The organism is Pseudomonas sp. 3HC3, assembly GCF_044904505.1.
GTDB classification, from domain to species: domain Bacteria; phylum Pseudomonadota; class Gammaproteobacteria; order Pseudomonadales; family Pseudomonadaceae; genus Aquipseudomonas; species Aquipseudomonas putida_Y.
Genome location: NZ_JADDRH010000014.1, coordinates 57,366 through 77,396 on the forward strand (window position 1 = coordinate 57,366; position 20,031 = coordinate 77,396).

Annotated in this window: 16 protein-coding genes and 3 tRNA genes; 9 read left to right on the forward strand and 10 right to left on the reverse strand. The window is 61.1% G+C overall.

Annotated elements, in window-relative coordinates; translation table 11 throughout:
* Window positions 1-27 precede the first annotated feature (27 nt).
* Window positions 28-777, forward strand: a complete 750-nt coding sequence (locus tag INQ47_RS18090; protein ID WP_392488179.1) for a hypothetical protein — start codon at window positions 28-30, stop codon at window positions 775-777.
* 71 nt (window positions 778-848) lie between these two features.
* On the opposite strand, the gene rimO is transcribed toward INQ47_RS18090, so the two are convergent.
* Window positions 849-2,180: a 30S ribosomal protein S12 methylthiotransferase RimO gene (gene rimO, locus INQ47_RS18095; protein ID WP_404702264.1), complete on the reverse strand. Its 1,332-nt coding sequence runs from the start codon at window positions 2,178-2,180 to the stop codon at window positions 849-851.
* Window positions 2,181-2,415: 235 nt separating this feature from the next.
* Between rimO and INQ47_RS18100 the strand changes: the two genes are divergently transcribed.
* Window positions 2,416-4,326, forward strand: a complete 1,911-nt coding sequence (locus INQ47_RS18100) for a potassium transporter Kup (RefSeq protein WP_404702265.1) — start codon at window positions 2,416-2,418, stop codon at window positions 4,324-4,326.
* A 48-nt stretch (window positions 4,327-4,374) separates the two neighbouring features.
* Here INQ47_RS18100 and INQ47_RS18105 read toward each other — a convergent pair whose 3' ends face one another.
* From INQ47_RS18105 to INQ47_RS18125, 5 genes are all read right to left on the reverse strand, one after another.
* Window positions 4,375-5,667, reverse strand: a complete 1,293-nt coding sequence (locus tag INQ47_RS18105; protein WP_404702266.1) for a virulence factor family protein — start codon at window positions 5,665-5,667, stop codon at window positions 4,375-4,377.
* Window positions 5,667-8,309, reverse strand: coding sequence for a bifunctional lysylphosphatidylglycerol flippase/synthetase MprF (mprF, locus tag INQ47_RS18110; RefSeq protein ID WP_252458968.1), 2,643 nt, complete (start codon window positions 8,307-8,309; stop codon window positions 5,667-5,669). Before mprF ends, INQ47_RS18105 begins: the two co-directional genes overlap by 1 nt.
* Window positions 8,310-8,570: 261 nt before the next feature.
* Window positions 8,571-8,647: transfer RNA gene (locus tag INQ47_RS18115), tRNA-Met, on the reverse strand.
* A gap of 134 nt (window positions 8,648-8,781) precedes the next feature.
* Window positions 8,782-8,858: transfer RNA gene (locus INQ47_RS18120), tRNA-Met, on the reverse strand.
* A gap of 133 nt (window positions 8,859-8,991) precedes the next feature.
* Window positions 8,992-9,068: transfer RNA gene (locus INQ47_RS18125), tRNA-Met, on the reverse strand.
* A 221-nt stretch (window positions 9,069-9,289) separates the two neighbouring features.
* Between INQ47_RS18125 and dinB the strand changes: the two genes are divergently transcribed.
* Window positions 9,290-10,351, forward strand: a complete 1,062-nt coding sequence (gene dinB / locus INQ47_RS18130) for a DNA polymerase IV (protein ID WP_252458649.1) — start codon at window positions 9,290-9,292, stop codon at window positions 10,349-10,351.
* Window positions 10,352-10,377: 26 nt separating this feature from the next.
* Here the strand turns inward: dinB and INQ47_RS18135 are convergent, their stop codons facing one another.
* The 3 genes from INQ47_RS18135 to INQ47_RS18145 all read right to left on the reverse strand — a co-directional run bounded on the left by INQ47_RS18135 (window position 10,378) and on the right by INQ47_RS18145 (window position 14,508).
* Window positions 10,378-11,331, reverse strand: coding sequence for a hypothetical protein (locus INQ47_RS18135; protein WP_021783326.1), 954 nt, complete (start codon window positions 11,329-11,331; stop codon window positions 10,378-10,380).
* A gap of 20 nt (window positions 11,332-11,351) precedes the next feature.
* On the reverse strand, window positions 11,352-13,067 hold the full coding sequence (locus INQ47_RS18140; RefSeq protein ID WP_252458646.1) for a proline--tRNA ligase: 1,716 nt from the start codon (window positions 13,065-13,067) through the stop codon (window positions 11,352-11,354).
* A gap of 160 nt (window positions 13,068-13,227) precedes the next feature.
* On the reverse strand, window positions 13,228-14,508 hold the full coding sequence (locus INQ47_RS18145) for an OprD family porin (RefSeq protein WP_021783328.1): 1,281 nt from the start codon (window positions 14,506-14,508) through the stop codon (window positions 13,228-13,230).
* 691 nt (window positions 14,509-15,199) lie between these two features.
* On the opposite strand from INQ47_RS18145, the gene INQ47_RS18150 reads away from it, so the two are divergent.
* Together INQ47_RS18150 and INQ47_RS18155 are read left to right on the forward strand one after the other, a co-directional pair.
* On the forward strand, window positions 15,200-15,619 hold the full coding sequence (locus INQ47_RS18150) for an HIT domain-containing protein (RefSeq protein WP_021783329.1): 420 nt from the start codon (window positions 15,200-15,202) through the stop codon (window positions 15,617-15,619).
* Window position 15,620: 1 nt separating this feature from the next.
* The gene (locus INQ47_RS18155; protein ID WP_010952361.1) at window positions 15,621-15,827 is read left to right on the forward strand and encodes a SlyX family protein; all 207 of its coding nucleotides are present in this window, start codon (window positions 15,621-15,623) and stop codon (window positions 15,825-15,827) included.
* Between the two features lie 121 nt (window positions 15,828-15,948).
* Here the strand turns inward: INQ47_RS18155 and INQ47_RS18160 are convergent, their stop codons facing one another.
* The gene (locus INQ47_RS18160; protein WP_289711600.1) at window positions 15,949-16,542 is read right to left on the reverse strand and encodes a cold-shock protein; all 594 of its coding nucleotides are present in this window, start codon (window positions 16,540-16,542) and stop codon (window positions 15,949-15,951) included.
* A 281-nt stretch (window positions 16,543-16,823) separates the two neighbouring features.
* On the opposite strand from INQ47_RS18160, the gene INQ47_RS18165 reads away from it, so the two are divergent.
* The 4 genes from INQ47_RS18165 (at window position 16,824) to aspS (ending at window position 20,023) form a co-directional block, all read left to right on the forward strand.
* Window positions 16,824-17,297, forward strand: coding sequence for a Dps family protein (locus tag INQ47_RS18165; RefSeq protein ID WP_010952363.1), 474 nt, complete (start codon window positions 16,824-16,826; stop codon window positions 17,295-17,297).
* A 211-nt stretch (window positions 17,298-17,508) separates the two neighbouring features.
* Window positions 17,509-17,838: a ribbon-helix-helix domain-containing protein gene (locus INQ47_RS18170; protein ID WP_404702267.1), complete on the forward strand. Its 330-nt coding sequence runs from the start codon at window positions 17,509-17,511 to the stop codon at window positions 17,836-17,838.
* Window positions 17,839-17,932: 94 nt separating this feature from the next.
* Window positions 17,933-18,154 carry an FmdB family zinc ribbon protein gene (locus INQ47_RS18175; RefSeq protein ID WP_003254776.1) on the forward strand — a complete coding sequence of 74 codons (222 nt, stop codon included), beginning with the start codon at window positions 17,933-17,935 and terminating at the stop codon, window positions 18,152-18,154.
* 93 nt (window positions 18,155-18,247) lie between these two features.
* The gene (gene aspS, locus INQ47_RS18180; RefSeq protein ID WP_028698159.1) at window positions 18,248-20,023 is read left to right on the forward strand and encodes an aspartate--tRNA ligase; all 1,776 of its coding nucleotides are present in this window, start codon (window positions 18,248-18,250) and stop codon (window positions 20,021-20,023) included.
* Window positions 20,024-20,031: the final 8 nt, after the last annotated feature.

Consider the following 20,031-nt stretch of genomic DNA (forward strand, 5'->3'; position numbering starts at 1 on the left):
GCTTCCCGAAAGCGTACTGAGGTGCAAATGAAACCCTCGCTCCCTCTTTTCGCCTGTTTGCTCTCATGCACCTGTGTGTCGGTGCTGGCTGATACCTTCAGTGCCGCTATTGGCATGGACTATTCAAGTGGCGACTATGGCACCGGCACCACGTCGGAAATCTGGTACTTGCCGGTGGTCGGCAAGTATGAGAACGGCCCCATGACCTACAAGGTTACCGTGCCCTGGTTGCGTATCACCAACCCCGAAGTCGGCCCCAATGGTGACCCCTTGCCCGGTGGTTGCCGAGACGTGGAAAGCGGGTTAGGTGACACGGTTGCCAGCGTCGCCTATGCATTGCTAGATGGTAGTGACGGCGGCCTGATGCTGGACCTGATCGGCAAGGTCAAATTCCCCACCGCCGACGAAGACCAGTGCCTGGGCACCGGACAGTACGACTACACCACCCAGGTCGACATCACCAAGGGCTTTGGCCCGGTCACCGGCTTCGCGACACTGGGTTGGAAGAAATTCGGCGACCCGCCCGATAGCGATTTCGACGACCCGGTATTTGCCAGCCTCGGTTTTGCCCTGCCGGTGGCGGTCGGTACTTCGGCCGGCGCCTCCTACGATTGGCGGCAGAAAGTGGTCTCGACCGGGGCGCAGATCAAGGAACTTACCCTGTTCCTCACCCACAAGCTCAACCCGCAGTGGAAAGTCCAACTTTACGCAGTCAAAGGCTTCTCGGATGCCAGCCCGGATGCCGAGGGCGGCCTGATGCTGTTTCACACGTTCTGACAAAAAAGCCCCTGCGCCGGTCATTCCCTATGTAGAACGCCGGGGCAGGGGCTTTGCTGGCTTCAGCCGTTTTAGATGGGTTCAGCCCACATGTCGTATTCGTCGGCATCCACCACACGGCAACGCACTTTGTCGCCGGGCTTGAAACCATGGTCGCCATCGATGAACACGCTGCCGTCGATTTCCGGTGCATCGAAGAAGCTGCGGCCAACCGAGCCTTGTTCTTCAACTTCGTCGATCAGCACGTCGATTTCCTTGCCGATGCGCAATTGCAGGCGGGCAGCACTGATGGCCTGCTGGTGGGCCATGAAACGGTCCCAGCGCGACTGCTTGACGTCGTCCGGTACTTCTTCCAGGCCCAGGTCGTTGGCCGGGGCGCCTTCTACCGGCGAGTACTGGAAGCAGCCCACGCGGTCGAGCTGGGCTTCGGTCAGCCAGTCCAGCAGGTACTGGAAGTCTTCCTCGGTCTCGCCCGGGAAGCCGACGATGAAGGTGGAGCGGATCACCAGCTCAGGGCATTGTTCGCGCCAGTTCTTGATGCGTGCCAGGGTGCGGTCTTCGAAGGCAGGGCGCTTCATCGACTTGAGCACTTTCGGGCTGGCGTGCTGGAACGGGATGTCCAGGTACGGCAGGATCTTGCCGGCAGCCATCAGCGGGATCACGTCGTCAACGTTCGGGTAAGGGTACACATAGTGCAGGCGTACCCAGGCGCCCAGGCTGCTCAGCGCTTCGCACAGCTCGAGCATGCGGGTCTTGACCGGGCGGCCGTTCCAGAAGTCGGTCTTGTACTTGACGTCGACGCCGTAGGCGCTGGTGTCCTGGGAAATCACCAGGATCTCCTTGACCCCGGCCTTGACCAGGCGCTCGGCCTCACTCAGCACTTCACCCACCGGGCGGCTGACCAGCTTGCCGCGCATCGACGGGATGATGCAGAAGCTGCAGCTGTGGTTGCAGCCTTCGGAGATCTTCAGGTAGGCATAGTGGCGCGGGGTCAGCTTGACGCCCTGTGGCGGCACCAGGTCGATCAGCGGGTTGTGGTCCTGACGCGGTGGCACCACTTCGTGAACGGCGTTGACCACCTGCTCGTACTGCTGCGGGCCGGTGACCGACAGCACGCTTGGGTGCACGTCACGGATGCTGCCTTCTTCGACGCCCATGCAGCCGGTGACGATGACCTTGCCGTTTTCCTTGATCGCTTCGCCGATCACTTCCAGCGATTCGGCCTTGGCGCTGTCGATGAAGCCGCAGGTGTTGACCACCACCACGTCGGCGTCCTCGTAGGTGGGCACGACTTCATAGCCTTCCATGCGCAGCTGGGTCAGGATGCGTTCAGAGTCGACCAAGGCTTTTGGGCAACCCAGGCTTACGAAACCTACCTTGGGGGTGGCGGGCGTGGTGGACATGACTAACCTCGGTATTGAATGCAGGTCGCCCGGCCGGAATCGGGGGCGAACTTGACGGGCGCTTTTGGCGCCTCTGATCAAAAAGTGCGCAATTCTAGCGAGCGCAAGGGCGCTTGACCAGCAGAAATACGACGAACGCTGCGCTATGCTTCGCGCCGTTGCGCCGGGGTGCCTTCAAGGGCCTGGCGGCAAAGTGATTACCAAGGGCCGTGAGGGCCGTTTGCAGGAGTGGTCGATGGTTCAGGCAAGCAGTCACGCTGAGGACGGGCACGAGGGGAAGCAGGGGGCGTCGCGGTCGGTGGGCCTGCTCGTGGCGGCGGTCGGCGTGGTTTATGGCGATATCGGCACAAGTCCGTTGTATACCCTCAAGGAGGTCTTTACCGGCGGCTATGGGGTCTCGGTCAACCATGATGGCGTGCTGGGGATCCTGTCGCTGATCCTGTGGTCGCTGCTGTGGGTGGTGTCGTTCAAGTACGTGATGTTCATCTTGCGTGCTGATAACCAGGGTGAGGGCGGCACCATGGCGCTGACTGCACTGGCGCGGCGGGCCACGGCGGCGTACCCGCGGCTGCGCACGCTGATGGTGATCTGTGGCTTGATCGGCGCTTCGCTGTTCTATGGTGACAGTATGATCACCCCGGCGGTGTCGGTGCTGTCGGCGGTGGAGGGCGTAGGCCTGGCCTTCGACGGTATCGACCACTGGGTGGTGCCAATTTCGCTGGTGGTGCTGGTGGCACTGTTCCTGGTGCAGCGGCACGGCACCGAGAAGATCGGCAAGCTGTTTGGTCCGATCATGGTTACCTGGTTCGTGGCGCTGGGCGCGTTGGGTGTGCATGGCATCTCGCAGAGCCCGGAAGTGCTCAAGGCGTTCAACCCGGGCTGGGCAGTCAACTTCTTCGTGGTGCACCCAGGCATCGGCGTGGCCATTCTCGGCGCGGTGGTGCTGGCGCTGACCGGTGCCGAGGCGCTGTACGCCGACATGGGGCACTTTGGCCGCAAGCCGATTGCCCGGGCCTGGTTCATCCTGGTGCTACCGGCGCTGCTGCTCAACTATTTTGGCCAGGGTGCACTGCTGCTGCAAAACCCGGATGCCGCGCGCAACCCGTTCTACCTGCTGGCGCCGGACTGGGCGCTGCTGCCCTTGGTCGGGCTGGCCACCATGGCCACGGTTATCGCCTCGCAGGCGGTGATTTCCGGGGCCTTCTCCCTGACCCGTCAGGCCATCCAGCTGGGCTACATCCCACGTATGCACATTCAGCACACCTCAAGCGACGAGCAGGGGCAGATCTACATTGGTGCGGTGAACTGGACGCTGATGGCGGGCGTGGTGCTGTTGGTCATCGGCTTCGGCTCGTCGGGCGCTCTGGCGGCTGCCTATGGGGTTGCGGTCACCGGTACCATGCTGATGACCACCATTCTGGTATCAGCGGTAATGCTACTGCTGTGGAAGTGGCCGCCGCTGCTCGCAGTGCCGATTCTGGTCGGCTTCCTGTTAGTCGACGGGCTGTTCTTCGCCGCCAACGTGCCGAAAATCGCCCAGGGCGGTGCCTTCCCGGTGTTGGCCGGCGGTGTGCTGTTCCTGCTGATGAGCACCTGGAAGCGCGGCAAGCAGATTCTGGTCGAACGCATCGATGAAGGTGCGCTGCCATTGCCATTATTCATCAGCAGCATCCGCATTCAGCCACCGCACCGGGTCGAGGGTACGGCAGTGTTTCTGACTGCACGCTCCGATGCCGTGCCGCATGCGCTGCTGCACAACATGCTGCACAACCAGGTGCTGCACAGCCAGGTGGTGCTGCTGACTGTGGTCAGCGAAGACCGGCCCCGGGTGCCGGAACATGAGCGTTTCGAGGTGGAAGCCTATGGCGACGGATTCTTCCGTGTGTTGCTGCACTTTGGGTTCATGGATGAGCCGGACGTGCCTGCCGCGTTGAAGCTGTGCCATCTGGATGGCCTGGACTTCACGCCGATGCGCACCACCTACTTCCTTAGCCGCGAAACGGTGATCGCGTCACGGCTGGAGGGGATGTCGCGCTGGCGGGGCAACCTGTTCGCGTTCTTGCTGAAGAATGCCAACGGCAACCTGCGCTTCTTCAACCTGCCGTTGAACCGGGTGATCGAGCTGGGGACGCAGGTCGAGATCTGAATTGGGTTATACGGTACTGTCAGGGCCGCAAAGCGGCCCTGATGCCTGTCAATTCTGCTCAGCTACGCGGGACTTGCCTTGGCGCGTTTCGATCTCGCCAATCAACCGCTTGGCGAGTGCCGGGTAGTTCTCGTCGAAGTGGTGCCCGCCAGGCAGTTTCAGGCGCTCACCCACTGCCGTGTTTTCCGTGCAACCGCTCTCGTCGGTTTCCTCTACGCCGTACACACACACGACCTTGGACGCTGGCAGCTTGGCCATTTCCGGCCCGGTTGGGGCTTCCTGGCCTTCCTTGCCCAGCCAACCCTCGACCTCGATCTCGAAGCTGCCACTGCGCGCAAAGGCCAGCAGCATCACCGCGTCGATACGCTGTTGGTCCTCGACTGGCAGGCGGTTGTAGATCGCCGGCAGCACGTCGGCGCCAAACGAATAGCCGGTCAATACGAAGCGCTTGGTACCCCACTTCTGCCGGTAGTGATGCATCAGCTCGGAAAGGTCGGCGGCGCTTTGTTCCGGGGTCTTGTGCTGCCAGTAGTAGCGTAGCGTGTCGATGCCTACCACCGGGTAACCCAGCTTGGCCATTTCCCCGGCCACGTCGCGGTCCAGGTCGCGCCAGCCGCCATCACCAGAAAGGAACAAGGTGACCGTGTCTGTCGTTTGCCCGGCCGGCACCTCGACCACCGGCATGGCCAGTGCGTTACCGTCATGGCCGACCAGGGCTTGGGTGAGTTGCGCCTTGAGCACTTGTGGCAAGTGGATGTCGTAGTCGCTGATGCTGGTTTCGGCATTGGTCTGGTCGCGCACGAAGGCGGCGCTGGCGTCATCCGGGTTGTCGTTCCAGGCGACGTTCCAGTGACCATGGGCAGCCGATTTGGGCAGCGGTGCCTGGCAGCCAGGCTGTTCGAGGGCGAAGCCCACGGAAATGGCCCGCGCCTTGTCATTGTTCTGGCTGGCCAGCCAACGCCAGGCCTGAGCGGCACCGGGGCCGATACCGGCGACCAGGGTAGGTTTTCCTGGCAGTTGGGCCAGCGCCTGGTCCATGGCCTGTTGCTGCTTGCTGCAGTCATTAGGCGGCAGAATCACCTGCACCAGTTGGGCTTCACCGGCCTGGCTCAGGTCGAGCAGTTGCTTGCCCGTCAGTGCCTGGTCCTGTGGCACACCGATGGCTACCCGAACCTTGGGGTGCACACCAGGGGTAACAAGGGTGATGCTGGTGTCGTTGATGCTCATTTGTTCCAGGCGTGCCTCGGGGGCCGGGCGCGTCCACAGCCAGAAGGCCAGCGCGCCACCCAAGGCGGCCAGCAACAGGGGAACCAGCAGGTACAGCCAAAAGCGTCGGGTCATCAGCGTTTCACCAATCCAGTCAGGCCGCCTGCAATCAGGGCGGCGGTGTCGGCCAGTGCCACCAGCGGGTCGAGCCCGGCTGGCACGGCCATGTAGCGGGGTTCCCAGTCCGGCTGGAACTTGTCCTTGAAGCGTCGAAGCCCCTGGAAGTTGTAAAGCTGTTCACCACGGCGGAACACCAGCGAACCCAAGCGCTGGGTCAAGGGGGCGCCACGCCTTGGTTGCAGGCCGGACAGCGGTACCATGCCCAGGCTGAAACGCCCGTAGTCATGGCTTTTGTAGTGCAGGATCAAGCCGATCATCATGAATTCCATGGTCAGCTTTGGCGCTTCGGGGTGCGCACGCATCAGGTCGAGGCTCGCCAGCTCGTTTCCATGGGTTTCCAGCAAGTTGGCGAAGGCTACCGGGCGGCCCTGGAAGCGAATCAGGGCTATGCGGAAGTGTTGCAGGTAGTCCGGGCTGAAGCGCCCCAGCGAAAAGCCTTTCTCGCGCACGCTCTTGCCGCCGAGCCAGGCATCGGAAATTTCCTTCAGCTCAGCCAGCGGAGCGTGGCCGGGCTCATGGATCTCAAGGCTCAGGCCATCGCGTCCGCCGCGGTTCCAGGTGTAGCGCAGGTCCTTCATCTCCTTGCCTTTGGCTTCAAGGTCGAAGCGGCGCAAGTCGACCCGGGCTTCTTCGCCCAGCTTCAATGCGGTCAGGCCGATGTCCATATAGAACGGCAGGTTCTCCGCGCGCACCTGGTAGAACACTGGCCGTGCGTTATGCAGGTCGCACAGGTCGCGGAACTGCCAGATCATCTCGGCGCGTTCCTGGGCCGGGCCTATCGGGTCATACAGCGCCACCAGGCTGCGGCCGCGCCGGGCGTACATGAGGAACGCGTTATCACGCGGATGGAACAGCAACGCCTTGTCGCCTGTCAGCGCCAAGCCACCGTCGGGCTGGTCGGAGGCCTGGAGGATACGGTTGGCGCGTTGCAACTCTTCTTCATCGGGCAGGTGGATCACCGGCGGCGCTGTGCGCAGCAGCCACGTCAGTGCCACGGCAGCCAGTAGCAAGGCACTGCCCATGGCAGCGCGCAGGCCCCGTGGTGCGTCGGCATCCAGGGTGAACTGCCACCATAGCTGATGGCTGTAAGGCACATCCTGGTAGGCGAACAGCAGCAACCACACCGATGCGCCTACTGCACAGGCGCTGGCCACCAGGAACACCGGCGAGAAGGGGAGCTCCAGCAGGCGGCTGGGGCGATAGAACGAGCGGCGGAACAGAGCGAGCAGGGCGGCGGTGAAGGTCAGCAGGCAAGCCTCTTCCCAGTCAAAACCCTTCAACAGCGACAGCAGGGCGCCGACCAGCAACAGCACGGTGGTCAGTAGCCAGGCGGCGGACAGGCGCCGACGCAGGCCTTGGGCCAGCAGCAGGCATAGCACACCGATCAGGCTGGCGCCGAAATGAGAGGCATCGATCAGCCGGTGTGGCACCAGGAAGCCCATGTGCTCCAGGCGCGTGTCTATCTCGGGCGTGGCACCGGAAAACAGCAGCACCATGCCGGACAGGAACACCAGAATCGACAGGACCGGTGCGGCCAGACCCGAAGCGGCCTTGATGGCCTGTTGTGCAAACAGCAGGCGTCGGGCTTCATTGGCCAGCAGCAACACGCAGGCCAGCAGCAGTGGCAGTACCACATAGATCAGCCGGTACAGCAGCAAGGCAGCGGCCAGCGGTGCGGCACCGAGTTGGTCGGCAAAGGCCGCCAGCAGGATCGCTTCGAATACTCCGACGCCGCCCGGTACGTGGCTGAGCACGCCCGCAGCCAAGGCCAGCAGGTATACCAGTACGAATGCGCCGAAAGGAGGGGCTTCGGGCAGCAACAGGTAGAGCACGGTGGCAGCCGCCGCTACATCCAGCGCGGTAATGAGCAGTTGCAGGGCCGCCAGGCGCGCATTGGGCAGGCGAAGTGTGCGCCGGCCCAGTTGAACGAGCAGGTTATCGGTCAACGGTTGCTCGGCCAGGCGTCGGCGGTACAAACCAATTACCAACAAGGCAGACAGCAGCAGCACGGCGCTGGCAACAGCTGCCAGCAGGCCGGGCGCCAACCCGAGTGCTGTCGAGGCCGCCGGCAGGTTGCTCAATGTCGCCAGGGCGGCCAGGGGCGGCAGCGCGCAGCCCAGTGACAGGCTGGCAAACACGGTCATGCGTGCGACTTCGCCAGCACCAAGCCCCAGGCGTGCGTACAGGCGATAGCGAACCGAGCCGCCAGAGAGCATCGACAGGCCGATGGCGTTGCCGATGGCAAAGGCGCTGAAACCGCCCAGTACCAAGCTGCGTGCTGGCAGCTTCACGCCGGCATAGCGGCTGGCCGACCACTCGTAGCCCAGCAGGATCACAAAGCCGATTACCGTTGCCAGCAAGGCGCCCAGCAATGACTGGGTCGGCACGCTGAGCATCGCATCGTGCAAGGCATAGATGTCTAGCTCGTTCAGCAGATGGCGGCAGGCAATCAAGGCCATCGTGAACAGTAACAGGGTCACCATCAGGCCTATGGGCTGGCGGTAGCGACTCAGGCGTTCGAGCAAGGGCAGGCGCTGCACAGCACCGGGTAGCGCCGTAGCGAGTGGCACCGCAGGTTCGGGATTGTGCGAAGTCATGAATTGCCCCGGGCATGCTGCGCGAGGTGAAGGAGAGGTGCGGCCAAGTGAAAGTCCCTTAGGAAAACGTATCCAATGTTACTCCGGCCTCAGGCGTTTGCAGCGGCTTGGCAGGGTTAAAGATAGTTCATCCAGGGCACGACATCTCAAGCCTGCGAGTTGGCATGAGGGTAGGGAAAATCGAGGCGACAAAAATCAGGAAGGTATAAAGCAACAAACCCCGCACTGCTTTTACACAGGCGGGGTTTGTTCTGACGAATATGGTTGCGGGAGCCGGATTTGAACCGACGACCTTCGGGTTATGAGCCCGACGAGCTACCAGGCTGCTCCATCCCGCGTCAGTGGGGCGGATTCTACAGTGTGTAGTTTGTATGTCAAGCGCTAGGCTTTGATTTACCGATGTTTTTTCGAAAACGCTTATCAGCAGGCAAAGAAAAAGGCCACTGTGTTAACAGTGGCCTTTTCTTGAATCTGGTTGCGGGAGCCGGATTTGAACCGACGACCTTCGGGTTATGAGCCCGACGAGCTACCAGGCTGCTCCATCCCGCGTCAGTGGGGCGTATTCTACAGCGTACAGTTTATATGTCAAGCGCTAGGCATTGATTTTTCGAGCTTTTTTGAAAAGGCTTTTTTGCGGGCAAAGAAAAAGGCCACTGCGTTAACAGTGGCCTTTTCTCGAATCTGGTTGCGGGAGCCGGATTTGAACCGACGACCTTCGGGTTATGAGCCCGACGAGCTACCAGGCTGCTCCATCCCGCGCCTGTGAGATCGAATTCTACGGATTTGCGCTCCGATGTCAAGCAATTGTTTTGGAAAAACCTTTTTTGTTCAAACCCTTAGCGCTTGATAACAGTATGCAGCTCAGGCACGGCGGGGCTTTCAGGCCGATTATCGTGTAGCCAGGCAGGTGAGCTGTTTCAGAGCAGGGCGCATGCGATACTATCTGTATGAATTTACAGTGCTGACGGTCGCCCATGTCCTTGCGCAAGATCATTCACGTCGACTGCGATTGTTTTTACGCTGCGATCGAGATGCGTGACGATCCGCGCCTGGCCGGTCGGCCCATGGCGGTGGGGGGCTCGCCCGACCATCGCGGGGTAATCGCCACCTGCAACTATGAAGCGCGCGCCTATGGCGTGCGCTCGGCCATGTCGTCGCGGCATGCGCTGAAGCTCTGCCCCGATCTGTTGATCGTCAAGCCGCGCTTCGAGGCCTACCGTGAGGCCTCACGGGAAATCCACACGATCTTTCGCGACTACACGGAGCTCATCGAGCCTTTGTCGCTGGACGAAGCCTACCTGGATGTAAGCGACAGTCAGTGGTATTCGGGCAGCGCCACGCGCATCGCCGAGGATATTCGTCGGCGTGTTGCCCGCACCCTGCATATCACCGTGTCGGCTGGCGTGGCGCCTAACAAGTTTCTGGCCAAGATCGCCAGTGACTGGCGCAAACCCAATGGGTTGTTCGTGATTACCCCAAATGAAGTGGAAACGTTCGTCGCAGCCTTGCCGGTGGCCAGGTTGCATGGGGTGGGCAAAGTGACGGCCGACAAATTGACACGGCTGGGTATCGAAACCTGCCTGCATTTGCGTGAGTGGTCACGGCTGGCGTTGGTGCGCGAGTTCGGCAGTTTTGGCGAGCGACTGTGGGGGCTGGCGCGGGGGATCGATGAGCGTGCGGTGCACAACGACAGCCGACGCCAGTCGGTGAGTGTTGAAAACACCTACGACACCGACCTGCCAGACCTGGCCAGTTGCCTGGCGCGGCTGCCCGAGTTGCTGGACAGCCTGAACGAACGCATCGCCCGTATGGACAGCAGTTACCGGCCAGACAAACCGTTCGTCAAGGTCAAGTTCCATGACTTCAGCCAGACCACCATGGAGCAGGCGGGCGCGGGCCGGGACCTGGAGAGTTATCGGCAGTTGCTGGGGCAGGCGTTCGCCCGTGGTGGCAAGCCGGTACGCTTGTTAGGGGTAGGGGTGCGGTTGCGTGACTTGCGGGGAGCGCATGAACAGCTAGAGCTGTTCCCGCCTAATAAATGAAAGGGGCTGCAACGCAGCCCCTTCTGTTAATGCACGCCCGGATCGGCCACCAACCGGCCAGTGGCTTTGGTCAGCGACTGCAAGAACTCCTGCTGCAGCTCCGGATCGTTGCGGGTCAGCTCGATCAGGCTCTGTTCCATTTCACTGGCTTCCTCTTCAAGGCCCAGCTCGGACAAGCGCTTGACCCGGTGCACCCACTGGCCGACATCATCATCTTCGAGGTCATCGAAGATCAGCTCATGTGCTTCAAGCAGCTTATTGCGCAGGGTAGCGCTGACCAGCAGGCTGGCATCGCCTCTTACCGCATTGTCCTCATCATGTACCTGCAGGTGCAAGGTGCCGACGTGGTTGAGGTTCTGCTCGGAAAACGGGCTGTCGAGCAGGTTCAGACGCAGCACGCCGTTGCGGTCGGTGGTCAGCTCGTGAGTCATCTTACCGGCCTTGACCTCGACCAGGCGCTCGCTCCAGGGCAGGCTGGTGGATTCCTCGCGCTTGCCTTTCTGCACTTCGCTGATCCCGGCCAGGTTTTGCTGGGCGCGGCCGTTGGATGGCACATTCATGAACGGGTTGAGCCCATCCACGCCATAACTGAGCCAGTCATGCGTGATGCTTTGCGGCAGGTTGCCCAGGGCGAAGACGTTGACCACATTGGCGCCGACACCCGCCACCACGGCCACTGCACCCAGCGGGATCTCGTAAATCTCCCGCCAGGGTTGGTACGGCGTGTAGCGGTCATAGCGACGGGTCACTTCGAACTCGGTGACTTCGAAGCGCTTTTGCTCGTGCACGCGCACACGTCGCTGCGGAAGCTCCATCACCTTCGGCTCACCGACATCGATCTGCAGGGTGTGCTCGAGCAGTTTGCGCTCGACGCGCTCCTCATGGTCGCTGCGCTGGGACATCTGGTTGGCGCAGCCGCTGAGGAGCAGGGTGCCGCACAGTGCGGCCCCCCCCAGGGTAAAGGTACTTCGCTTGAACATGATCACTCGTGCATTGATTATCAGCGGCGAACGCGGGCCTGCAGGAAGGTCAGCACTTCATTGAGCGGCAACGTCTGGGCGTCTTGCTCGGTGCGGTGCTTGTACTCCAGGTTGCCTTCGGCCAGGCCGCGATCGCTGACGACGATGCGGTGTGGGATGCCGATCAGCTCCATGTCGGCAAACTTGATGCCTGGGCTGGTTTTCTTGTCGCGGTCGTCCAGCAGCACTTCATAGCCGGCGGCAGTCAGTTCGGCATACAGCTTGTCGGTTGCGTCGCGGACCACGTCGGTTTCGTAGCGCAGCGGTACGAGGGCAATCTGGAACGGAGCCAGGGCGTCGTTCCAGATGATGCCTTTGTCGTCATAGCTCTGCTCGATGGCAGCAGCAACCACGCGGGACACGCCAATGCCGTAGCAACCCATCGACAGTACGACCGGCTTGCCGTTCTCGCCCAGCACCTGGCACTTCAGCGCCTCGCTGTACTTGGTGCCCAGCTGGAAGATGTGGCCCACTTCGATGCCGCGCTTAATAACCAGGGTGCCTTGGCCGTCAGGGCTTGGGTCGCCTTCGACCACGTTACGCAGGTCGGCGACTTGTGGAACCGGCAGATCGCGTTCCCAGTTGACGCCGAAGTAGTGCTTATCGTCGATGTTGGCGCCAATGCCGAAGTCGCTCATCAGGGCAACCGAGCGGTCGATGATGATTTCCAGTGGCAGGTTGAGCGGGCCGAGCGAGCCGGCACCGGCGCCAATGGCATCGCGCAGTTCGGCTTCGGTGGCCATGACCAGCGGGTCGGCAACCTGTTCCAGCTTGGTGGCCTTGATTTCGTTCAGTTCGTGGTCGCCACGGACGATCAGGGCAATCAGTTTGCCCGCTTCAGCGCCGCGCACGATCAGGGTCTTGACGGTCTTTTCGATCGGCAGGCCGTGGTTCTCCACCAACTGGGCGATGGTCTTGGCGTTCGGGGTGTCGACCAGGCGCAGCTCCTCGGTAGGCGCTGGACGCACGGTTTCACGCGGGATGGCCTCGGCTTTCTCGATGTTGGCGGCATAGTCGGAGCTGTCGCTGAAGATCACGTCATCCTCGCCAGACTCGGCCAGTACGTGGAACTCGTGCGAGTAGCTGCCACCGATCGAGCCGGTATCGGCCTGCACAGGGCGGAAGTCCAGGCCCAGGCGGGTGAACACATTGGTGTACGCCTGGTGCATGCGATCGTAGGTTTCCTGCAGGGAAGCCTGGTCGGCATGGAACGAGTAGGCGTCCTTCATGATGAACTCGCGGCCACGCATCAGGCCGAAGCGCGGGCGGATCTCGTCACGGAACTTGGTCTGGATCTGGTACATGTTGAGCGGCAGCTGTTTATAGCTGGACAGCTCGTTACGGGCCAGGTCGGTGATCACTTCTTCGTGGGTAGGGCCGACGCAGAAGTCGCGCTGGTGGCGGTCTTTCACGCGCAGCAGTTCAGGGCCGTATTGCTCCCAGCGACCGGATTCCTGCCACAGTTCGGCGGGCTGGATGCTCGGCATCAGCACTTCCAGGGCGCCGGCGGCGTTCATTTCCTCACGCACCACGGCTTCGACCTTGCGCATTACCCGCAAGCCCATCGGCAGCCAGGTGTACAGGCCGGAGGCCAGTTTGCGGATCATGCCGGCACGCAGCATGAGCTGATGGCTGATGACCACTGCGTCGGCAGGGGTTTCTTTCTGGGTGGCGAGCAAATATTGACTGGTGCGCATGGTTAGCCGTGTCGATTGCCTAAGACGTTGAAATAGCCCCGCATTGTACGGGGGGGAAACGAAGGCGTACAGGATGCCCCAGGGCGTGACACTTGTCAGCCAAGAAAAAGCCCGGCGTGATTGCCGGGCTTTTTCAGGTGCGGGGCACTGCAAGCCAGGCTTACAGGATGCTCAGCGGGTACTCCACGATCAGACGCAGTTCGTCGATCGACGAGGAGCCGTAGTACACACCGTCGCTGGAGCGGTAGGTGGCCTGACGCACGCGGAAGCTCAGGTCCTTGGCCGGGCCGCTTTGCATCACGTACTTGACGTCGATGTCGCGTTCCCATTCCTTGCCGCTGTCGGTGGTGCGGGTGGTGGCGCCGGTACCGCGAACGTAACGGGTCATGAAGGTCAGGCCAGGTACACCGAACTCGGCGAAGTTCAGGTCGTAGCGCGCTTGCCAGGATTTTTCGTCTTCGGCGTTGAAGTCGGAGCGGGCAACGGAGTTGGCCAGGAAGACGGTACCGCCACCGTCCACGCCGTACGCGTAATCACCGTCGCCGCTGACTTTCTGGTAGGCCAGGGTGAAGGTGTGGGCGCCAATGTTGTAGGCGCCCGACAGGCTGGCTGCGATGTTGTCCAGCTCATTGGTGCCGTCGGACTTGCTTACCCATGCGCCGGTCAGGTTGTTGCCAATCGACTTGGTGTCATAGATGTTGAAGTCGAACACCAGGCCTTGCTTGTCGCTGATCGGCAGTGCCCAGTTGATGTTGCCGTACCACTTGCGGAAGTGATCTTCGATACGCGAGTAGTAGACGCTGGTGCTGAGGCTGTCGGTAATGGCATAGGTGCCACCAAAGACGTTGGCTTCAGTCAGGTTCAGGCTGTCGTGATAGGTCTGAGCCTGGGCGTTGAGCGCGGTGAAGTGACCGGCATGCAGGGTCAGGCCATCGATTTCGTTGCTGGTGATCAGGCCACCTTCAGCCACTTCCGGCAGCAGTCGGCTGTCGTCGGTAGCCAGTACTGGCAGGGCGGTGAACTGGTCGCCGAACTTGAGCACGGTGTTGGAAATGCGCATTTTCACTGCGCCGCCGCCTTCGGAGTACTCGTCTTGCGAACGGCCGTCGGAACCTGTCGGGAACAGGCCGGTGCCGGCGCGGCCTTTACCGCTGTCCAGCTTGAGGCCCAGCATGCCGATGGCGTCGACACCGAAGCCTACGGTGCCTTGGGTGAAGCCCGATTCGAAGGTGCCGAGGAAGCCAAGGCCGGTTTCTTCAACGCGGCTCTTGCCGCTATCGTTGTTACGGAAGTCACGGCTGAAATACAGCATGCGGGTCTTGACGTTCAGCTTGCTGTCTTCGATGAAACCTTTGGACTCGTCCTGTGCCGAGGCCATTGCCAACTGCGAGGTCCCTGCCGCAACGGCCAGGGCGATCATGCTCCACTTCATCACGCGCATCGTGATTTGCTCCTTTGGTTTTTAGGAAGAGTACCGCTGCGTCCAAGTCTTTTAGTTATATGGGGCAGCTCTTTCTTGTTATGTCGGCGAAAATGTATAGCACGCAGACTGTTGTTGGCGATATGGCTATAAGCACTCTTTGCGGAACTTTTTCACCGTGTCGCTTTTAAGTATTTCCATGTCGCAAATCACGCCCCTGTTCAGGGGCCGTATAACCTCAGCGCTGTTCCTGGCACCGTAACGAATCTGTAACTGCCGATTCCGGTTGAGGAAACTCCCTGGTAACCCATGTCGCTGTTGTTATTTGTCGCGGTCACCTGCCACTGCAGATGTCGTGCCGACTTGGCGGGAAGGGAATGCAACAAGCGTGCTCAAAATTCGCAACACTTCATGAAATTTTCACAAAACCTGCTACCGAGGGTCGGAAAGTGCCGTAAATGCGGGACGAAGGCGGCTTGAGTGTTTTTTGGGATCGAGAATCATTAAAATTTAAAAACCTGCCATTAGAGTCAAGGTGTTACCGCAACTTGTTAATCCAGGGGCATTTGTGGGGTGGCAGGTGTGGGGAAGGTGGTCAGGGGGCCTCATTTTGGTGCGAAAAGTAGCGCTGTGTTACCGGGAGTGTGCAAGGTATCCTTGCTGACCTGTTTTCCGCCTGACGCGGGATGGTATTGCCTGAAGGAGATATGCCGTGTTCGTCCTCGATTCGCGTTTGCAGCAGGATTCGCTGGTGCTGGGGGAGTTTCCGCTGTGCCAGTTGCTGCTGAGCAAGGATGCCAATTACCCATGGTTCATCTTGGTGCCCAAGCGCGCGGGTATCAGTGAGCTGTTCGAGCTGGATGCGGCAGAGCAACAGCAGTTGTGGCAGGAAACCACCCTGTTGGCAGAAGCGCTGAAGGCCAGCTACGCAGCTGACAAGATGAACGTGGCTACCTTGGGCAACGTGGTCAGCCAGTTGCACATGCATGTGATCGTGCGCCAGCGCGACGACGCCGCGTGGCCGGCTCCAGTATGGGGCAAGTGTGCGCCTGTGGGTTACACCGATGATCAACTGCAAGCGGTTCGTCAGCGCCTGCGCGGGCTGCAGCTTGCTGGTTACCAAGAGGCCTGAGATGACATTGGAAATGCGTATGGTCGAACTGGAAACCCGTCAGGCGTTTCAGGATGACACTATCCAGGCACTGAATGACGTGGTGGTGGAGCAAGCGCGGGTAATCGAGCGGCTGCAATTGCAGATGGCCGAGCTGATCAAGCGTCATGAAGAGATGGTTGGCCAGTATGGCAGTGAAGGGGAAGAGGCGCCGCCTCCCCATTATTGAGGCCTTCCAGGCTGATATCGCCGGCAAACCAGCTACCACAGGTATGATGCTGCCCTCAGGAGCAGCGCGGACCTTGTGGAGCCTGGCTTGCCGTTGATGACGTCAGCCGGTCAGCCGTTGGTCAGCGGCGGGTTACCGCAACCACGTCTTCGGCCTGCAGGCCCTTGTCGCGGTGCATCACCGAAAACTCCACGCGCTGGCCTTCGACCAGGATGCGGTGGCCCTCACCGCGGATGGCTCGAAAGTGCACGAAGATGTCATCACCCGAGTCGCGGGAGATGAAGCCAAAGCCTTTCGATGTGTTGAACCATTTGACGGTGCCAGTATCACGGTTGCCGGCATCTTGTGCCACGTGTTGGCTGTTGCGTGCCTTGCGCGGGCTGCGAGCAAAGCCCACGGCCAGATGCAGGGCCACGGCCAGCGCCGCGCAGACCAGGGCTGCCAGGTTACCCATTTCCGGGCGGGCCAGTAGCGTCAGGGTCTGCAGCACGACGGCGACCACCAAAAGGGCGCAGGCCAGATGCTGCAGTTGTTGCCGCGCGCCGCGATGATACAGTGGCACCACCGGCGCCAGCACCAGGTTGAGCAGGCCGAGCAGGGCCAGGTAGACCGCGTCAGGTTGTTGCAGGAAGGGTGTCGCATCGGTTTTCAGGCTGGGTATGAGCGATAGCAGCAAAGCTGCCACGCCCGTCACCAGATGGACGATCTTGAACATGGGGTTGGCTCACTGTTGATAAGGCCGATCACAGGAAGAGCTGGCAGCACGGTGCGCATGAGATATGGAGCGCGAACACGTGGCAGGCCAGCCTATGCACCCGGCAATGACAGTCCGCACGGGTGGCACAGTGCCTATTTAACAGTAAAGCCGCAGCCTACTCAAACCGCATGCCGCCCAGTGGGCGATGTGTTGCGCCATGTCACATGCGGCATGCGGCAAGTGTTGCTACAGTGGTCGGCGCCCGCTTGAGTCTCAAGCCTTATGGAAAGGGGAGCTTCATGGCAATTGATATCGGTATCAGTGAAGAAGATCGCAAGTCCATCGTCGATGGGCTGTCCCGCCTGTTGTCGGATACCTACGTACTGTATCTGAAAACCCATAACTTTCACTGGAACGTCACCGGCCCGTCGTTCCGCACCCTGCACCTGATGTTCGAAGAGCAGTACAACGAATTGGCGCTGGCAGTTGATTCGATCGCCGAGCGCATCCGTGCCCTGGGCTTCCCGGCACCGGGTTCGTATGCATTCTATGCACGGCACTCGTCGATCAAGGAGGAAGAAGGTGTCCCTCCGGCAGACGAGATGATCCGCCAGTTGGTTCAGGGGCAGGAGGCCGTGGTGCGCACTGCGCGCAGCATTTTCCCTGTGGTGGACAAGGTCAGTGACGAGCCGACCGCAGACCTGCTGACGCAGCGCATGCAGGTGCACGAGAAAACCGCCTGGATGCTGCGAGTACTGCTCGACGACAAGTAACCGTTGCTCAAGGCGGAAAACTTGCGCAACCCCTGTGGGAGTGGGCGCGCCCGCGAACACCGGCACAGCCGGTGCCATCCACCGCATCGCCTGCTCCCACAGGGTCCGCCTGGCAACCTGGTATTTGCGAAGGAACATTTTGCCGCTGCTTTAAGCTCGCCCGTCAGCGCTTCATAGGCCACCTGGTACCTGTGACGAGGAAGTGTGGCGCATGATGCAAGCGAGCAAACGTATGGCTGGCCAGGGCGGTTGGCCAGGAAAACAGTGCATCGATCCGTTCAAGGCGGACTTCGACATGTTGCAGACGCAACCGGTGTCACGTTCCGTACGGCTCAACGGCTTTTCTACCTGTCTGCGCCTGGAGGCTGTCTACTGGGGTATCCTGGAGCGCATCGCCGCCGCCAACCGTTGTTCGGTCAGTGCCGTGTTGTCCTACGTGGACCGTGAAGTGCACCTGCGCCAGGGCGGAGTGCGCAACTTCAGCGGGCTGATCCGGGTCATCTGCGTGGCGTGGCTGCAGGACCCGCCAAGTGTGCGCTGATCGCCAGGCGGGCTGCGCAGTGCTTGCTAACCATATATAATCCCGCTTTTTGCTGCCCCCCGGCAGCCAGCGTTATGGTTGACGAGAGACACCCATGCCCCTTTATGACTATCAATGTGCGTCCTGCGAGCACCGCATGGAAGTGCTGCAGAAGATCAGCGCCGCGCCGCTGACCGATTGCCCGGCCTGTCAGGCGCCGGCACTGAAAAAGCTGCTGTCGGTGCCAGGCTTTCGCCTGAGCGGTAACGGTTGGTACGAAACCGACTTCAAGACCGGGGCGAAAAAGAATCTGGCAGGCGGCGACAAGGCCGACTGAGTTGAATGCTGTGACCGGGTCTTGCAGTATTAGCCCTCCGGGCGGCCAAGGCCTCCACCGAATACACGAATCACGAGAAGCGAAACCACCATCATGATGCGCAGCCATTATTGCGGCCAACTGAACGAGAGCCTGGACGGCCAGGAAGTCACCCTTTGCGGCTGGGTCCATCGTCGCCGCGACCACGGCGGGGTGATCTTCCTCGACATCCGTGACCGCGAAGGCATGGCCCAGGTCGTATTCGACCCGGATCGCGCCGAAACCTTCGCCGCCGCAGACCGCGTGCGCAGCGAATACGTCGTACAGATCACCGGCAAGGTCCGCAAGCGCCCTGAAGGTGCAGTGAATGCCAACATGGCCTCCGGTGCCATCGAGATCCTCGGCTACCAGCTGACCGTGCTTAACGAGGCGGAAACCCCGCCGTTCCCGCTGAACGAGTACTCCGACGTCGGCGAGGAAACCCGCCTGCGCTACCGCTTCATCGACCTGCGTCGCCCGGAAATGGCTGAAAAGCTGCGCCTGCGTTCGCGCATCACCAGCAGCATCCGTCGCTTCATGGACGACAACGGCTTCCTCGATGTCGAAACGCCGATCCTCACCCGTGCCACTCCGGAAGGCGCGCGCGACTACCTGGTGCCAAGCCGTACCCATGCCGGTAGCTTCTTCGCCCTGCCGCAGTCGCCCCAGCTGTTCAAGCAGTTGCTGATGGTCGCCGGCTTCGACCGCTACTACCAGATCGCCAAGTGCTTCCGTGACGAAGACCTGCGTGCCGATCGCCAGCCGGAATTCACCCAGATCGACATCGAGACCAGTTTCCTCGATGAAAGCGAGATCATGGGCCTGACCGAAAGCATGATCCGCAAGCTGTTCAAAGAAGTGCTCGACCTGGAATTCGGCGAATTCCCGCACATGACCTTCGAAGAGGCCATGCGCCGCTACGGCTCCGACAAGCCAGACCTGCGTATTCCGCTGGAACTGGTCGACGTTGCCGACCAGTTGAAGGATGTCGACTTCAAAGTGTTCGCCGGCCCGGCCAACGATCCGAAGTGCCGCGTTACCGCCCTGCGTCTGCCAGGCGGCGCCAGCATGCCGCGCAGCAAAATCGACGAGTACACCAAGTTCGTCGGTATCTACGGTGCCAAGGGTCTGGCCTACATCAAGGTCAACGAGCGCGCCAAGGGTGTCGAAGGCCTGCAGTCGCCGATCGTCAAGAACATCCCTGAGGCCAACCTCAACAACATCCTCGATCGCGTTGGCGCCGTAGACGGTGACATCGTGTTCTTCGGTGCCGACAAGTTCAAGGTGGTCAGCGAAGCCCTGGGCGCGCTGCGTATTCGCCTGGGTCACGACTTCGAGCTGCTGACCTGCGAGTGGGCGCCGATGTGGGTCGTCGACTTCCCGATGTTCGAAGAGAACGAAGACGGCAGCTTCACTGCATTGCACCACCCGTTCACCGCGCCGAAGTGCACCCCGGAGGAGCTCGAAGCCAACCCGGCCAGCGCCCTGTCCCGTGCCTACGACATGGTCCTGAACGGTACCGAGCTGGGTGGCGGTTCGATCCGTATCCACCGTAAAGAGATGCAACAGGCGGTATTCCGCCTGCTGGGTATCGAGGCAGAAGAACAGGAAGAGAAGTTTGGATTCCTGCTCGACGCTCTGAAGTTCGGGGCACCGCCTCACGGTGGCCTGGCGTTCGGTCTGGACCGTCTGGTCATGCTGATGACTGGCGCTCAGTCGATCCGTGAAGTGATCGCGTTCCCGAAAACCCAGAGCGCCGCGTGCGTCATGACCCAGGCCCCTGGCATGGTCGACGCCAAGGCCCTGCGTGAGTTGCACATCCGACTGCGCGAACAGACCAAGGTCGAGTAAGCAGTCCC